The 16,392-nt window shown below is 37.6% G+C and carries 12 protein-coding genes; 2 read left to right on the top strand and 10 right to left on the bottom strand.

The annotated features are described in order from the left end of the window. The first annotated feature begins 55 nt into the window (after positions 1-55). Positions 56-811: a hypothetical protein gene (locus ACS125_RS06780; RefSeq protein WP_443271186.1), complete on the top strand. Its 756-nt coding sequence runs from the start codon at positions 56-58 to the stop codon at positions 809-811. 46 nt (positions 812-857) lie between these two features. Here the strand turns inward: ACS125_RS06780 and acnA are convergent, their stop codons facing one another. From acnA to ACS125_RS06750, 6 genes are all read right to left on the bottom strand, one after another. Beyond that, positions 858-3,614, bottom strand: coding sequence for an aconitate hydratase AcnA (acnA, locus tag ACS125_RS06775; RefSeq protein WP_443271184.1), 2,757 nt, complete (start codon positions 3,612-3,614; stop codon positions 858-860). A 124-nt stretch (positions 3,615-3,738) separates the two neighbouring features. After that, positions 3,739-4,551: a TatD family hydrolase gene (locus ACS125_RS06770; RefSeq protein WP_004794642.1), complete on the bottom strand. Its 813-nt coding sequence runs from the start codon at positions 4,549-4,551 to the stop codon at positions 3,739-3,741. Next, on the bottom strand, positions 4,551-5,492 hold the full coding sequence (locus ACS125_RS06765) for an RsiV family protein (protein ID WP_443273927.1): 942 nt from the start codon (positions 5,490-5,492) through the stop codon (positions 4,551-4,553). Before ACS125_RS06765 ends, ACS125_RS06770 begins: the two co-directional genes overlap by 1 nt. A 91-nt stretch (positions 5,493-5,583) precedes the next feature. Further along, the gene (locus ACS125_RS06760) at positions 5,584-6,426 is read right to left on the bottom strand and encodes a hypothetical protein (RefSeq protein ID WP_004794647.1); all 843 of its coding nucleotides are present in this window, start codon (positions 6,424-6,426) and stop codon (positions 5,584-5,586) included. A gap of 69 nt (positions 6,427-6,495) precedes the next feature. Beyond that, positions 6,496-8,088 carry a peptide chain release factor 3 gene (locus ACS125_RS06755; protein WP_004794650.1) on the bottom strand — a complete coding sequence of 531 codons (1,593 nt, stop codon included), beginning with the start codon at positions 8,086-8,088 and terminating at the stop codon, positions 6,496-6,498. 232 nt (positions 8,089-8,320) lie between these two features. Next, entirely contained in the window at positions 8,321-9,184 is an 864-nt protein-coding gene (locus ACS125_RS06750) for a hypothetical protein (protein ID WP_004794651.1), read from the bottom strand. A gap of 329 nt (positions 9,185-9,513) precedes the next feature. Here ACS125_RS06750 and ACS125_RS06745 point away from each other — a divergent pair, with 329 nt between their 5' ends. Then, on the top strand, positions 9,514-10,086 hold the full coding sequence (locus tag ACS125_RS06745) for a TetR/AcrR family transcriptional regulator (protein ID WP_004794653.1): 573 nt from the start codon (positions 9,514-9,516) through the stop codon (positions 10,084-10,086). A gap of 602 nt (positions 10,087-10,688) precedes the next feature. Here the strand turns inward: ACS125_RS06745 and ACS125_RS06740 are convergent. The 4 genes from ACS125_RS06740 to ACS125_RS06725 all read right to left on the bottom strand — a co-directional run bounded on the left by ACS125_RS06740 (position 10,689) and on the right by ACS125_RS06725 (position 16,343). Beyond that, positions 10,689-12,743: an EAL domain-containing protein gene (locus ACS125_RS06740; RefSeq protein ID WP_443271180.1), complete on the bottom strand. Its 2,055-nt coding sequence runs from the start codon at positions 12,741-12,743 to the stop codon at positions 10,689-10,691. Between the two features lie 335 nt (positions 12,744-13,078). Continuing rightward, positions 13,079-14,095, bottom strand: coding sequence for a ketol-acid reductoisomerase (ilvC, locus tag ACS125_RS06735; protein ID WP_004794656.1), 1,017 nt, complete (start codon positions 14,093-14,095; stop codon positions 13,079-13,081). A gap of 32 nt (positions 14,096-14,127) precedes the next feature. After that, positions 14,128-14,619 (bottom strand): acetolactate synthase small subunit, encoded by a 492-nt coding sequence (gene ilvN / locus ACS125_RS06730; protein WP_001215920.1) that lies wholly within the window; start codon positions 14,617-14,619, stop codon positions 14,128-14,130. Next, complete coding sequence (locus ACS125_RS06725; protein ID WP_004794658.1) at positions 14,619-16,343, bottom strand: acetolactate synthase 3 large subunit; 1,725 nt, start codon at positions 16,341-16,343, stop codon at positions 14,619-14,621. The genes ilvN and ACS125_RS06725 overlap by 1 nt, the downstream gene beginning before the upstream one ends. Positions 16,344-16,392: the final 49 nt, after the last annotated feature.

Raw genomic sequence — 16,392 nt, 5'->3', positions numbered from 1 at the left:
TAGGATATCTTTTACGATATTATGAATAGCAAAAGCGCCTTAGAACTTATTAATAATGAATCAAGAACTTAATCAAAAAATTATCTTATGTATTCCCGGTGTTTGGGAAAATCATCAAGCTCTATTACATACTCTACTCACTAATGATACAGGATATATTTATGCAGGCTCAATTATTCAGTCTTTAACCAGCGAGTATCATGCTGAAATTGAAGAATATGAAAATGATCCAAATGTGAGTCAGATTTTTAGGTCATTGAGTATGGGCCGCTTTTCTGAAAGTGAATTAGAAAAAATTGAACAACATAATAGGGTGATTTATGTTGTTTGTGAGGGTGGATCAATAGAGTTAGCACAACAAGCTCTGTTATTAGGTCAGGCCCTAATGAAAGCAGGTGGCTTAGCAATTAAAGTGGAGACTTCGGGTCTTACACACCTTCAAAGCGATTGGATTAGCTATAACGCTGAAAATATATTAGATCTATTTAAAGCCTTTATCCCTATTATTTCTGATGATAATTTACTCTACTCTTGTGGAATGCAGCAATTTGGCAAACCAGATGGATGTATAAACCTAAAAGTAGATCAAGCATCCTATATTTTGAATCATTTCTTGTTATATCTTCTTATAGAAAATCCAGAGTTATTAGAAAATCAAACTTTTTCGGCTGATGAAGGTTCAGAACCACTAAAGCTTTCCCTAAAAGCATCTAGCGATTTCTTTGATGTAGATTCACTATATTTTAATCCATTCGATGTTTGGGCACTGACGTCATCCTTTAGCTGGAAGAAATTATTTAAATTTAGTTAGATTTTCATAAAAAGAAACCCTGTATTTAACAGGGTTTCTTTTTCAACTAACCAGCAATCAAATTCCGCAGTACATAATGCAAAATACCACCTGCCTTAAAGTACTCAACCTCATTTAACGTATCAATTCGACATAACACATTAAAGTGGCTAGCGACTCCATTTGGCCCTTTTACATCAACCTCAAGAATTTGATGAGGCTGAACACCATCAGACAAACCTCGAATTGATATCACCTCATGACCAGTTAAGTTGAGTGACTGTCGAGTTTGCCCATCAACAAACTGTAGTGGCAACACACCCATACCCACCAAGTTTGAACGATGAATACGCTCAAAACTTTCGGCAATGACAGCTTTGACACCTAACAAGTTCGTTCCTTTGGCCGCCCAGTCACGTGAAGAACCTGTTCCGTATTCTTTACCAGCAATAATCACAAGCGGTGTATGTTCTTGTTGATAACGCATTGCAGCATCATAAATAGCGAGCTTTTCACCACTTGGCACATGAATGGTACTACCACCCTCTTCTCCACCAAGCATCTCGTTTTTAATACGAATATTGGCAAAGGTCCCGCGCATCATGACTTCATGATTACCGCGTCGAGAACCGTAGGAGTTAAAGTCTTTTGGCTCAACACCTTGCTCTTGTAAATATCGACCTGCCGGACTATCTTTTTTGATATTGCCTGCCGGTGAAATGTGGTCAGTTGTTACCGAGTCACCAAGCACTGCCAAGATATTTGCTTGTTCAATATTTTTAATTGGTTTTGGTGGCTCACCAATCCCTTCAAAGAACGGCGGATGACGAATATAGGTCGAATCATCAGCCCATTCATAAGTTTTACTTTTTGGAATCTGAATTGATTGCCAGCTTTCATCACCATCAAATACCGCAGCATATTCTTTATGGAACATGTCTGTATTTACTTTCTGTAAAACGGCATCAATTTCTGCCTGACTTGGCCAGATATCTTTTAAATAAACAGGTTGCCCATCTTTACCTTGCCCAATAGGTTGCGTAGTCAAATCGGTACGAATATTACCAACTAAACCGTAAGCAACTACCAAAGGTGGCGAAGCAAGCCAGTTCGTTTTAACCAAGGGGTGTACGCGTCCTTCAAAGTTACGGTTACCAGAAAGTACTGATGCAACATTCAAATCATGACATTGAATTGCGTCTTCAACTGGTTCAGGTAAGGGACCTGAGTTACCAATACAGGTTGTACAACCATATCCCACCAAGTTATAGCCCAACTTATCTAAATACGGCGTAAGCCCAGCAGCTAGCAAATAGTCAGTCACGACTTTAGAGCCTGGTGCAAGAGAGCTTTTCACCCACGGTTTACGCTGCAAACCTTTTTCAATCGCTTTTTTAGCAAGCAGACCTGCTGCCAGCATTACACTTGGGTTAGAAGTATTGGTACAAGATGTGATGGCTGAAATAACAACATCACCATGATTTAATGGATAAGTTTGTCCTTCAATCACGCAAGAAGGGCTTTCATGTTGAATATTTGCTTTTTTTGCCTCGACCGCAGTACCGCCACCGCCTTCATTTTCTAAACGCTCTTTAGCTTCTTTGGCTGGTTTTAAAGTTAACTCCATCAGCGCATTAAATGTTTTCGGCACCTCTGATAAAAGCACTCGGTCTTGTGGACGTTTTGGACCTGCCAGACTTGCCTGAACCGTACTCATATCAAGACTTAAAGTATCTGTAAAAACAGGTTCATCACCTGCATTTCGCCATAAGCCTTGTGCTTTGCTATACGCTTCAACCAGTTCAATACGATCACTTTGACGACCAGTTAATTTTAAATATCCTAATGTCACTTCATCAATTGGGAAGAAACCACAAGTCGCACCATACTCTGGTGCCATGTTGGCAATAGTTGCACGGTCAGCAAGTGGTAAATCAGCTAAGCCGTCTCCATAGAACTCTACAAATTTACCCACAACACCTTTTTGACGAAGCATTTGAGTAATAGTCAACACCAAGTCAGTTGCAGTAATTCCTTCTGGTAGTTTGCCTGTGAGCTTAAAACCAACGACTTCAGGAATCAGCATAGAAATCGGTTGGCCCAGCATAGCTGCTTCGGCCTCAATTCCTCCTACACCCCAACCCAATACACCTAAACCATTAATCATGGTGGTATGTGAGTCTGTACCCACTAAAGTATCTGGAAAAGCAAAAGTCTGACCGTTATCTTCACCTAGCCACACCGCTTGAGCCAAATACTCTAAATTGACCTGATGGCAAATACCCGTGCCTGGTGGCACTACACTAAAATTATTAAATGCAGATTGCCCCCAACGTAAAAATTGATATCGCTCACCATTACGTTGCATCTCGATTTGTACGTTTTCTTCGAAAGCTTGGTCATCAGCAAAATAGTCCACCATCACCGAGTGATCGATCACCAAATCAACAGGAGATAACGGGTTAATTTTTTCAGGGTCGCCGCCCGCTTGTGCCATCGCTGCTCGCATTGCAGCTAAATCAACCACTGCTGGCACACCCGTAAAATCTTGCATTAAAACCCGCGCAGGACGATATTGAATTTCCTGATCTGAGCTACGGGTTTTTAGCCATTCTGCTAAAGCATGGATATGTTCAGTTTTAACGCTGTGCTGATCTTCAAATCGTAATAAGTTTTCCAATAATACCTTTAAAGATTTCGGCAGTTTGGCAATATCCCCTAGCGTTTTCTCTGCTTGGGCTAAGCTAAAAATCTGATAATTGCTGGAACCTACTGTTAGCGTCTGTAAAGCATTAAAACTATTGATATTGCTATACTTAGCCATTGGGTTATCCTCCCATGTCTGGCAATGTTATTTTTCACGTTTTTACATGTTGTTTTCTTACTTTAAGCTTCTTTTTTAATCGCTGTGTTTTGTTTTAGTTAATATTTTTAATCTTTGATTTTTATTACGATAATTTCAATGCAGTAAGAGAGTTTTTCCACAGCACCTCAGCCAAATCTGACTCTGGCATATTTAAATTTTCAGCTAAACTTTGTAATACATAAGGCAAATTAACAGGGGTATTACGAGTACGTTGTTCGGTTGAGGTTTGGCAGCAAAGCGGTGTCATATCTGGACAATCTGTTTCAATCACCAAATGCTCTGCACCTATAGCCTGCACAACCGTATGAAGTTTTTTTGCGTTTGGGTTGGTGATCTGCCCCGTCACACCAATTTTAAAACCAAGCTTAATAAGGCCTTTTGCCTCTTCTATCCCACCACTAAATGCATGAGCAATTCCGCCCAATTTAAATTTTTGAGCTTTTAGTATAGCGAGCACATCACCATGCGCTTTTCGAATGTGAAGTAACACTGGTTTTTGGTATTGGGTTGCCAGCTCTAACTGGTGAGCAAAATATTGTTTTTGCTTATCATATATATCGGGCTGCTTATGTTCTTTTAAGAAAGTATCTAAGCCAATTTCGCCTACTGCCACACAGTCCTGTTGCTGCAAAATGTGTTCCAGATGAGAAAGATGCTCTGGCCTGTGCTGTTCAATATAAAACGGATGTAAACCTGGTGCTAAATATGAAGTTGGTACATTTTCCCAACTCTTTAGCTGATGATGAGTTTGCACCAATTCATCAAAGCGTGACTGCAGAAACCCAATTAAGACTAATGCATCTACGCCCACTTTTTTGGCATTAAGCGCTAACTGTTGCCGATCTTCATCAAAATCAGCAACATCAAAATGGGTATGAGTATCAAACAATTGCATTAGCCAGCACTTTTTGCAACTGGTGCCGAAGCTGGTTTAGCTTTAGGTTGTGGCAAATACTCTTGTTTCAACACTTCCTGTAATTGGTCATATGGAATGACTAATCGAGGTAATCCCACCACATATGGTCCAATTTCATATTCACCATATTGAAGAATTAAACCTTGCTCACCCAATAAGAAGTTATCAGATAGTTTAAACGGCCAAGCTTGCTCATATTCACCCACATTATCAGCCAGTTTAGAGTCTGTAACCCAAGTCTTAAAGGCTTCATGGGCTAACTTTTCTAATGCAGTTTTTTGCTGTGGGCGTAACAAATCTTCAAGCTTGATCTGCTTTTGTTCTTTTAAATCAAAATTATAATAATGCTGTGCAGCAGAACCGTGCGCACCACCTAAATAGCTACTACTATTCAGTACCACAGTTACAACTTTACCTTGAGCCTGCAAGATTTTAGGTTTCACCAAAAGATTAATTTGATGATTACTACTTAAAGCTTTTAATTCATTGTCCAAACCAATAAATGAATTGGCGTAACGTTGAACCTGCGCATCAAAACTATTTTTTTGCTCTGCACTCGCAACTGCTGAAGCTTCTGTTTTTTGATCTGATTGCTTCACTTTAGCATCTGGTTCAGCAATCTCTAAAATTTGACCTAGAGTCTTTAAGATTTGCTGATCTAGAATTTTGTCAATAAATGGAAAATTACTCTGCAAACGTTCAACTGTGAATTCGGGACAAGTTTTACCATCACAATCAGGTAAAGCAACCTTAATAGGAACTGTTTCACCCTTCAAAGTCAGCTCTACTGGCTTTTGTTCCTCGACTGCTGGTTTCTGCTGTTCTTGAGAGTCCTTAGGATCAGCTTTAGGTTGGCATGCTACCAAAAATATAGCAGAAGCAAGCAAAGTTAATCGCAGTGAAGCTTTAGAAGATAACATCATATTTTGCCTTTTATTCTAAGGAGATTGCACAGTGCCTTTTCTAAGAAATTAGCGCATATAAATAGAGGTTGCAAATTCTGCTACCATCTTAAAACATTTGTTCATAAACCTCGGGTTGTAATATTTTTTTGGTTTGTTCTTTAGATAAATAAATATCGAGCTGTGGAGCTTCTTTAGTGATCTGGTTTGCCTGATAATGTAAGCCAACACCTTCACCATCAAAGAACCAATCTGCCTGCCCCCAATATAAAGTTTTGGGTGCTTCTTTCTTGATGTCAGCAGTCTGCTTTTTTAGCCAGTCTTGATAGGCCACCTGCACCATTTGATGTACAGCTGTTTGTTGATCTTTTTGTAAAACATCTAATAAAGCTAAGCTCTTATGCAGTTTTCGGTCAGCCACAAAAAAGTAATAACGGTCTTTAATCGTGAGCTCTTCTTGCTTGGTATCAAGCCCTAATTGCAATAAAACATATTGGTTACGCTGTGATGCAATACGCGTATGAAGATGTAATTCGTAAGCCCGATTCTTTGAATATTTATCTTGCCATTCATCAGACTTTTTAACATAGGCATTAATGGCTTGCTGCAAGGTTAAGTCTTTTTTCAAATCAATTTGGTCTTGGATCACTTTAGCCTGGCTTTTGGCAATCCATTCATTTAGCCATGCATCTTGGGTCTTTATCGTTTGAATATCGACATCAATACAGTTTTTCTTCTCACAAAATGGCAAAGCATAATCCGCTTTTACTTGTTGTAAGTTAAGAAATGGCAGTACTTCAGCCTTTTCTATATGTTGAGTTTGGGTAGATGCTAGTTTTGTTTGAGAAGATGATGAAGGCTGAGTTCTTTTCCAGACAAAAAGACAAATTGCCAAAATTAATATGAGTACTGCAACTACAAGCGCAATAACTGTCTTTCTATTCAAATTCATTTCATCATCCTTTCTTATTTTTCAAAACAAAACAGCTTCTATTCGAAGCTGTTTGTCACATTAAAATGATCAGTGTTCACGTGTGTTACGGAACTGAATATCAGGCCAACGCTCTTGCATAATCTGCAAGTTCACTCGGCTTGGCGCAAGATAGGTTAAGTGTCCGCCGCCATCGATAGAAAGTTGATCATGTGCTTTCTTCTTAAACTCATTCAGAGTTTTTTCGTCATCACAGTGAATCCAACGAACTGTGTTAACACTTACAGGCTCATAAACACAGTCAACCTTATATTCTTCTTTCAAACGATAAGCAACCACATCGAACTGAAGCACACCTACCGCACCCACAATCAGGTCATTGCTGATTTGTGGCATAAATACCTGAGTCGCCCCTTCTTCCGACAACTCTTTCAAACCTTTTTGCAATTGTTTTGACTTCAATGGATCTTTTAAACGCACACGACGGAACATCTCTGGCGCAAAGTGAGGAATACCTGTGAAATGCAAATTTTCACCACTGGTAAAAGTATCACCAATTTGAATTGTGCCATGGTTATGTAAACCAATAATATCGCCTGGCCATGCTTCTTCTAAATGTTCACGCTCACCAGCAAGGAATGTCAAAGCATCACTAATACGGACATCTTTACCAAGACGCACGTGGTTCATCTTTAAGCCTTTTTCATATTTACCAGAGCAAATACGCATGAAGGCAATACGGTCACGGTGTTTCGGATCCATGTTGGCTTGAATTTTAAATACAAAACCAGAGAAACCTTCCTCTTTCGCCTCAACCACACGCTCTTGTGTAGGATGCGCTTTAGGTTCAGGTGCCCAGCCCATAAAAGCATCTAATACATGGTCAACACCAAAGTTACCTAATGCCGTACCAAATAGAACCGGAGTTTGTTTACCTTGTAAAAATAATTCGCGGTCTAATGGCTCATTCGCCATTTGCACAAGTTCAAGCGACTCTTCAAAAGATGCCCAAGCCAACTCACCTACTTTTTCGCGAATATCCGCATGATCATATCCATCACGGACTTCAATATCTGTAATGGTTGAGCCAAAGCCCGCTTTGTAGACATACAATTTATTTTCAATAATGTTGTATACACCAGCAAAATCACGTCCCATCCCTAATGGCCATGTAATTGGTACACAACGGATATTGAGGACATTTTCAATTTCATCAAGTAACTCAAGCGGCTCACGAATCTCACGGTCCATCTTGTTTACAAATGAAATAATAGGAGTGTCGCGCATACGACAAACTTCCATCAATTTGATGGTACGTTCTTCGACACCTTTTGCACCATCAATTACCATTAACGCAGAGTCAACTGCAGTTAGGGTACGATAAGTATCTTCCGAGAAGTCTTCATGCCCCGGTGTATCGAGTAAGTTAATCGTATGACCTTTATAAGGGAACTGCATAACAGACGTGGTAATCGAAATACCACGCTCTTTTTCCATTTCCATCCAGTCAGATGTAGCTGCGCGGTCAGATTTACGGCTTTTTACCATCCCTGCAACCTGAATTGCTTTACCCCATAACAGTAATTTTTCTGTCATGGTGGTTTTACCGGCATCGGGGTGGGAAATGATGGCAAATGTGCGGCGTTGAGCAACCTGTGCCGCTAACTCATCTTTAAAACTCATGAAATACACCTACTGCGGAGATTGCAGTGCCAAAGACCTAAAATCGATCAAAATAAAAATTGGCGTAATTGTAGCAGATTTATAGAAGTGTTTAATGATTGTTGATAAGCCACGAGCTACTCATAAGCTTTTTAGATATTTTTTGAGAATATAACTTAGCATCTTAGAAATTTTATAATTAAAAAAGCCCATACAATCGTAGATGGGCTTTCTTCGGGCTTAGCAGAATATTTTATGCCAGTTTCTTTTCTTCAATAAACTGAACATCGGCAATTTGTGCATCCCAGAACTCATTCCATAACGCACAATATTCAATACATAACTTCGTTAAGCCTTCATAATCATCTTTGGTAATTGCTTGTGCTAACGTGAACCAAAGATCATCTTGATGGTCATCATCAGCGGCTTCAGACGTTTCATCAGTAGACACACCATGTACATGGTAATAGCCACCACCTTCAACATCGATATTCACAAATTTAGTCGCTTGACGTAATGGAGGACTAAAGAGAATAACCTCTTCCTCTGCAACAGCTAGTAACGCCACTACATTGATATAACTATCATAAGAAGATTCTAAAAATGATCTAACCTGATCTGAAATTTTTGATGGCTTAAAGTTACGACGATCAAGCTCTGTTAAACCATAATCATTAAGTAAATCTTCATATAATGGATAATGAGCATATTCAGGATTCCCCAAATAATAATTATCTTTATCCAAACCAGGACGAAAACCAAACTCATCAAGTATATTTAAACTTAATAATACTCTTGGAAACATTTTAGCTCCAGAATGGAGTTTAGGTTCCAGTTGTTTTGTCAGAAACTGAGCCTTTAATAAAGCATCTGTAAAAATTTGTACAATTGCATGCCGATATTCTAAATGAATATGGGTCAAACTCTTCTTATCGAGATATCCATTATTTAATACTTCAATTGCAGGATGTCTAGAAACTGGTAATTTTGCAATTTTACTTCTTAACTCTTTAAGAAATTGTAAATTCTCTTCCCACTGTTTTGCAGGAATGCTATTTCTCATCCCTTGCAATGCTTTTTGTCTTGGATTATTAAAGTCTTCAAATTTTTTTGACATAATCATTCTCAGTAAAAAGTTTTTCTTATAGTTAAGTTATAGGGCCTTATTTTTATTCCAATTTTGCATTCAATTGCTAAAATAAATTCCACAAACCAAAACTTAACAATTTTATATTATGTTTATTAACTCAACAAATCAACGAATTAATTAATAATATTTAAAAAAAGTAAATTACTGCCAATTAGAAGTAATTTTTATTGTTTTCAATAACAAATCAACCTATTGAATAAATATAATTTTTTAAATATCATTAAATAAGATTTATTTAAGCTTTCATACTTTACAATAGCAAAGTTAATCAAAAATATTTTATGACGAGAAAACCGATGTCAAAAAGAGAAACAATTATAACAACAGCCACTATCCTCTTTAACCAAAAAAGCTATACCTCTATTGGGGTTGATCGTATTATTGCTGAAGCAAACGTGGCAAAAATGACTTTTTATAAATATTTTTCCTCGAAAGAAGCCTTAATTGAAGAATGTCTTCATCGGAGAAATTTAGAAGTCCAAACTTCTTTATTTAATAAAGTTAATGATATTGATGATCCATTAATTAAACTTAAAAGTATTTTCAACTGGTATATCGACTGGATCAATACAGAGGATTTTAATGGTTGCTTATTTAAGAAAGCCACGATTGAAGTCATGCAATTGTATCCATCTATTAAATATCAAATTAATAAATATCGAGACTGGATTTACAAATTAGTTTTTTCAACCTTTTCAGAACTAGAAGTTGAGAATAAACAAATCCTTACAGGACTCTTTCTTAATATTATCGATGGTATCATTATTGATGGCACTATAAATAAATCAAAAATCAACTCAGAAAAAACATGGTCTTATATAAATAAAATCATTAATTTCGAGAAGGTTCGAGAGTGTGCAACCATTTAATATATAAATTAATTAACTCTTTATACTTTAATAAAAATAAACAACAATCTTAATTTTGGTGGAGAATAAACTCCCACTCCACCAAGTTAAACCCAATTCACTCATTTTCTACAATCCTATAAATTTAATGATCTTATTCTTTAAAAAAGTATTTCACTTTAATTTTAATTAGCACTCTCTATTTTTAGTCTAATTATTTTATAAACTTAATAAAATCAATAAGAAAATTTTATAATATTTTTCTAGCTCCAGTTACTTATTCATTAAAGTAATTCTCAATAATGATATATTTTATTTAAATATACTAATAAATTATTATATAAATCCTTTAACAAACACTTCCAACAGCACACTACAACTTGCTAGGCTTTGGGTTAAAGCTTTTCAATTTCAAAATGTATTAAACATACAATCTCATCTAAATGAGTATAGAAGAAGAAACTCTCTTAAACTATATATTATCTTTTATTTGTAACTGAATACGCACGTATCTTCTTTAAGCCTATTATTTTAAAAGAATAAACCTAGCTTGATCAGTCACTGCTTAGCATGAAAGTTTGAAAATTAACAAAATAAATTAAAGGAAGTTAATATATAAAAGGTTAAACGAAATTAGCACCTTGAGACTCAATGAGTTGATCAACTTGAACAGGCATTCCCAATAGATAACCCTGAAATTGCTGACATCCTAAACGGGTCAAAATCTCAACCTGCTGCTGAGTTTCCACCCCTTCTGCCGTTACCGTTAAACCTAGCTTTTTAGCTAAATGAATAATACTTTCCAGGATAACTTCTTCTTTTGAACCTGGTTTTAAATCAACAATAAAGCCACGGTCAATTTTCAATTCATCTACAGGTAAATCTTTTAAATATAAGAAGCTCGAATGCCCTGTTCCAAAATCATCAATAGCAACACGAATTCCCATATCACGTAACCGCTCACAGGCTCGGATACTCAAGTCGATATGACGCATTGCCGTAGATTCTGTAATTTCAACAATTAAGTGATGAGGTTGAATTTGATATTTTTTTAACAATGCTTCGAGCGTACTAAATAACTTTTTATTTTCAAACTGTAATGCTGACAGGTTCACTGCAACTGGATAAAACGGTGTATTACTGCGTTCCCACGCTTGAATTTGTAGGCAAGCTTGCTCCAGTGCCCAATACCCCATTGGAATGATTAAACCCGTTTTTTCCGCACCTTCAATGAACATATGTGGAGTAAGTATTCCTAAGGCTGGGTGATTCCAGCGGATTAAGGCTTCAACTCCACAGACTTCAAGATTCGTATTAAATTTTGGTTGGTAATATAAAATGAACTGTTTTTCTTCTACGGCTTTATAAAGATCATTGATCAGTTTTGACTGACTTCTTGTTTCTTGCTGATGGGTTGAGTAACTAAAGATTGTATATGTATTCCGACCTTGTTCTTTAGACATGAGCATGGCGGCATCCGCATTCATGAGTAAGTCCTGAACATTTTGTCCATGCTCGGGAAAGAGTGCCACGCCCAAACTTGCAGAAATATTAATTTCTTTGCCAGAGATTTGATAGCTTTCCTGAATCAGCTGTAAAACCTTCTCAGCCAAAATCACAGCTTCATCTGCATTTGTATTTTCTGCAATAAGCAAAAATTCATCGCCACCGATTCTAAGCAATTTACATTTTTCATTGAGTTGCCAATGTAAACGGTTTGCCATCTGAATAAGTAATTGATCACCCACATGATGCCCAAACGCATCATTCACCGATTTAAAACGGTCTAAATCGATATATAAAAAAGCAATTTTCTGATCTTTATATCGATGATCTGAGAGCAATACCTCTGCATAATCAACCAAATAAAGACGATTAGGTAGTTTGGTTAAATTATCCAGTATAGATAAGTTAGCTAATTCTTTATTCGCCTTACGTAACTCTAAATTTTGTTGGGTGAGCCGTTGCTCTAACATCGCGACAATAAAACTTGCTACGAGTACCAGACACGTGACCAAAATAATCGTAAATAATAATAAGTCATGTTCTGCCTGATATTGGCTAATAAATTTATCAGTGATATTCGTCGCAATGAGCGCCGTATAGTGCATTCCCATAATACTTAAGGTCATCATAACCGAAAATACGATTTTTAAAGTTAGGCGGTAACGTTCATTATCTTTTAATTTATAAGCTAATAAAAATGCCAGCCCTGAGCCACTCATCGCAATTAATATAGAAAATAATAGCAAGAAAGAGGTGTAATCTTTTTTATAGATATTAATACTCCAGCCCAACATACTTATGTAATATGAAGCTGAAATTCCAATTCCCATAATAATAGAACTTAAAATGAGCCGGAATAAAGGGAGCGTAAAACGCGAAGTCAACCACAAGGCAATGCACGATAGCAAAGCACTAATGGCAAATGAAACAGTAATCAAAGGAATATTTGAGTTAACTGTTTCAGACAGATGATAAGCTTGTATACCAATAATATGAACAATACTAATTGCTGATGCGAGCAATAAGCCATTGATAAATAGAATTAAGGACTCAAATTTTTTATAGACTTGCTTGAATATTAATTGCTCCATGGAAATCACAAGATAGCAAATGAAGCCAGCTGCAAAAAAAGAGCCGACGATCAATGTGCTATCGTAATCAACATGACCCATAGTGGACTTCCATGATTATTCAATACTTTTTTTTATTTTGTTCAACTCATTGCCCAAAATACAATTAAAAATTAAACATGTTAAAAAAATTTTAGTAAATTTGACGTTTTTAGTCAGTTATAAACAATAACATTATCTATATTTTGGTCAAGTATTTTTTACTTTATAAATCAATAGAGTAACTAAAAATTAAGCAGCCAATTATATGAAAAATATAGAATTTCTTTAATCTGGTCAAGTTGACCTAATCGCACTTTTTCACATTCAAATAAAAACAGTATAAAAAAGAACCCTGCTTAGTAGCAGGGTTCTTTTGAAGCTTTAGAAAAAGAAAATTAGTTCTTTTCTTTGTCTACGATTTTGTTCGCTTGAATCCAAGGCATCATCGCACGTAACTTATTACCAGTTACTTCAATACCATGTGCAGCATTTTGACGACGACGAGCAGTCATAGATGGGTAGTTTAATGCACCCTCTTGAATGAACATCTTCGCGTATTCACCAGATTGAATACGTTTCAACGCATTACGCATAGCTTCACGAGACTGTTCGTTAATTACTTCAGTACCAGTTACATATTCACCATACTCAGCATTGTTAGATACTGAGTAGTTCATGTCAGCGATACCGCCTTCAAACATCAAGTCAACAATCAATTTAAGTTCGTGTAAACATTCGAAGTAAGCCATTTCTGGAGCATAACCAGCTTCAACTAAAGTTTCGAAGCCCATTTTCACGAGTTCAACTGCACCACCACAAAGAACTGCTTGCTCACCGAATAAGTCAGTTTCAGTTTCTTCACGGAATGAAGTTTCGATAATACCAGTACGGCCGCCACCTACGCCTGAAGCATAAGAAAGAGCAACGTTACGTGCATTACCAGAAGCATCTTGGTGAATTGCGATTAGGTCAGGAACACCTGAACCACGTTGGTATTCAGAACGAACTGTGTGACCAGGTGCTTTAGGAGCCACCATGATTACATCTAAATCTTTACGTGGAACAACTTGGTTATAAAGAATTGAGAAACCATGAGCAAATGCAAGAGTTGCACCTTCTTTGATGTTCGGCTCAATCACGTCACGGTAAAGTTGTGATTGGAATTCATCTGGAGTCAAAATCATTACGAGGTCAGCTTGCTTAACAGCAGCAGGCACTTCTGCAACTTTAAGACCAGCGTTTTCAGCTTTCTTCCAAGAAGCTGAACCAGCACGTAAACCTACAGTTACGTCTACGCCAGAGTCTTTAAGGTTAAGTGCATGAGCATGACCTTGAGAACCGTAACCAACAATCGCTACTTTCTTGCCTTGGATGATTGATAAGTCACAGTCTTTATCGTAAAAAATTTGCATTTGTGTTCTCCGCTAAAATACTTTTTAAAAAATTAAATGGCTAATACTTTTTCGCCACGGGCGATACCAGATACACCTGAACGAACGACTTCTAGAATAGTGTTTTCTGCAAGCGCATCGATAAAACCATCTAATTTTTCAGTTGTCCCTGCTATTTGAATGGTATAGGTAGTTGGTGTCACGTCGACAATTTGCGCACGGAAAATATCCGCTGTTCGCTTAATTTCAGCACGTGAAGCACCCAACGCTTTTACTTTAATCAACATCAGTTCACGCTCAATGTGTGAACCTTCTGATAAATCTACTACTTTTACAACTTCAACAAGCTTGTTGAGCTGCTTTGTAATCTGTTCAATCTTATGATCATCACCATAAGTGGTTAACGTCAAACGCGATAAAGTTGGGTCTTCGGTCGGGGCTACATTCAACGTCTCAATGTTATAGTTACGTTGACTGAATAAACCTACCAAACGAGAAAGCGCACCAGCTTCGTTTTCAACGAGTACAGAAATAATATGTCTCATTATGTACGCTCTCCTTTCCCTAACCACATATCCTTCATTGACTGACCTGCGATCAGCATTGGATAAACATGTTCTGTACGATCAACCATGACATTAATGAATACACATTTATCATTAATCGCCATTGCTTCAGCAAGCTTTGACTCTAGTTCATCAGCATGATCAATCTGAATACCCACATGACCATAAGCTTCCATCAATTTGCCAAAATCAGGTAATGATTCAACGTATGAGCTTGAATGACGACCTTCATAGTTCATATCTTGCCATTGTTTAACCATACCTAAAGCACGGTTATTCAAGCACAAGATCTTCACATTCATACCGTATTGCTTACAAGTTGAAAGCTCTTGAATACACATCTGAATTGAAGCTTCACCGGTAATACAAACTACCTGTTGATCTGGGAAAGCTAACTTAGCTGCCATTGCATAAGGTAAACCTACGCCCATGGTGCCTAATCCGCCTGAGTTAATCCATTGACGTGGACGTTTGTACTTGTAATACAACGCGCCAAACATTTGGTGTTGACCCACATCCGAAGTAATAATGGCATCGCCATTAGTCGCTTTATATAAAGCTTCAACAACTTGCTGTGGCTTCATCGTGCCATCAGCAGGTGTTTCATACTTCAAGCCATGAACTTTACGCCATTCATTAATTTGATCCCACCATGCAGCAATTGCTTCTGGGTTAGGCTTAGACACATTCAATTGTTTCAATTGCGTCAACATTTCCTGAAGTACAGGCTCAACCGCCCCTACAATCGGAATGTGCGCCATGATCGTTTTTGAAATGCTCGCCGGATCAATATCAACATGAATAACTTTTGCATTCACACAGAATTTTGCAGGGTTATTGGTTACTCGGTCATCAAAGCGCGCACCAATTGCAAGAATGACGTCAGCATTATGCATCGCCATATTTGCTTCATAAGTACCGTGCATTCCCAACATGCCCACGAACTGTGGATCATTACCAGGGAAACCACCAAGACCCATAAGTGTATTTGTCACTGGATAGCCCAACAAATGAGCCAACTCAGTCAATAATGCTGATGCATTACCTTGAACAACACCACCACCTGTATAAATTACAGGGCGTTTTGCACTTAAAAGCTCATCAATCGCTTTACGAATTTGACCAGAATGACCACGTGAAGGAGGTTGATAAGAACGCATCTTCACTTTTTCAGGATATTCGTACGCAAATTTTTCTGCAGGATTTGTCGCATCTTTAGGAATATCGACTACCACAGGGCCAGGACGACCACTTGATGCGATATAAAATGCTTTTTTGATAATTGCAGGAATTTCGCTTGCGTGACGAACTTGGAAGCTGTGTTTCACGATCGGACGTGAAATACCCACCATGTCAGTTTCTTGGAAAGCGTCTTCACCAATAAGATGTGATGCAACCTGGCCAGACAAAATCACCATTGGGATTGAGTCCATATAAGCTGTTGCAATTGGAGTCACAGTATTAGTTGCACCAGGTCCAGAAGTGACCAGTACTACGCCTGTCTTACCTGTAGCACGTGAGTAAGCATCTGCCATATGACCAGCAGCTTGTTCATGACGTACGAGGTAATGATTAATTTTGTCTTGTTGAAATAGCGCATCATAAATATGTAATACAGCGCCGCCTGGATAACCAAAAACATGTTCAACGCCTTCGTCCGCAAGAGCACGAACGAGCATTTCACCACCAGATAAAAGTTCCAACGTGATTCACCCTAAAATCTTTATCACTATTTATGGAAGGCACAAATAG

The organism is Acinetobacter sp. PFS20 (assembly GCF_052261015.1).
Taxonomy (GTDB): Bacteria; Pseudomonadota; Gammaproteobacteria; order Pseudomonadales; family Moraxellaceae; genus Acinetobacter.
The sequence above is the reverse complement of the archived record's forward strand: the minus strand, read 5'-3'. Positions and strand labels throughout refer to the sequence as shown.

Bases quoted from the DNA above. Each gene is read 5' to 3' on its own strand.
- ACS125_RS06745 (WP_004794653.1), top strand. From the start codon at position 9,514: ATGTCAAAAAGAGAAACAATTATAACAACAGCCACTATCCTCTTTAAC.
- ilvC (WP_004794656.1), bottom strand. From the start codon at position 14,095: ATGCAAATTTTTTACGATAAAGACTGTGACTTATCAATCATCCAAGGC.
- ACS125_RS06780 (WP_443271186.1), top strand. From the start codon at position 56: ATGAATCAAGAACTTAATCAAAAAATTATCTTATGTATTCCCGGTGTT.
- ACS125_RS06750 (WP_004794651.1), bottom strand. From the start codon at position 9,184: ATGTCAAAAAAATTTGAAGACTTTAATAATCCAAGACAAAAAGCATTG.
- ACS125_RS06755 (WP_004794650.1), bottom strand. From the start codon at position 8,088: ATGAGTTTTAAAGATGAGTTAGCGGCACAGGTTGCTCAACGCCGCACA.
- ACS125_RS06760 (WP_004794647.1), bottom strand. From the start codon at position 6,426: ATGAATTTGAATAGAAAGACAGTTATTGCGCTTGTAGTTGCAGTACTC.
- ACS125_RS06765 (WP_443273927.1), bottom strand. From the start codon at position 5,492: ATGTTATCTTCTAAAGCTTCACTGCGATTAACTTTGCTTGCTTCTGCT.
- ACS125_RS06770 (WP_004794642.1), bottom strand. From the start codon at position 4,551: ATGCAATTGTTTGATACTCATACCCATTTTGATGTTGCTGATTTTGAT.
- ilvN (WP_001215920.1), bottom strand. From the start codon at position 14,619: ATGAGACATATTATTTCTGTACTCGTTGAAAACGAAGCTGGTGCGCTT.
- acnA (WP_443271184.1), bottom strand. From the start codon at position 3,614: ATGGCTAAGTATAGCAATATCAATAGTTTTAATGCTTTACAGACGCTA.
- ACS125_RS06740 (WP_443271180.1), bottom strand. From the start codon at position 12,743: ATGGGTCATGTTGATTACGATAGCACATTGATCGTCGGCTCTTTTTTT.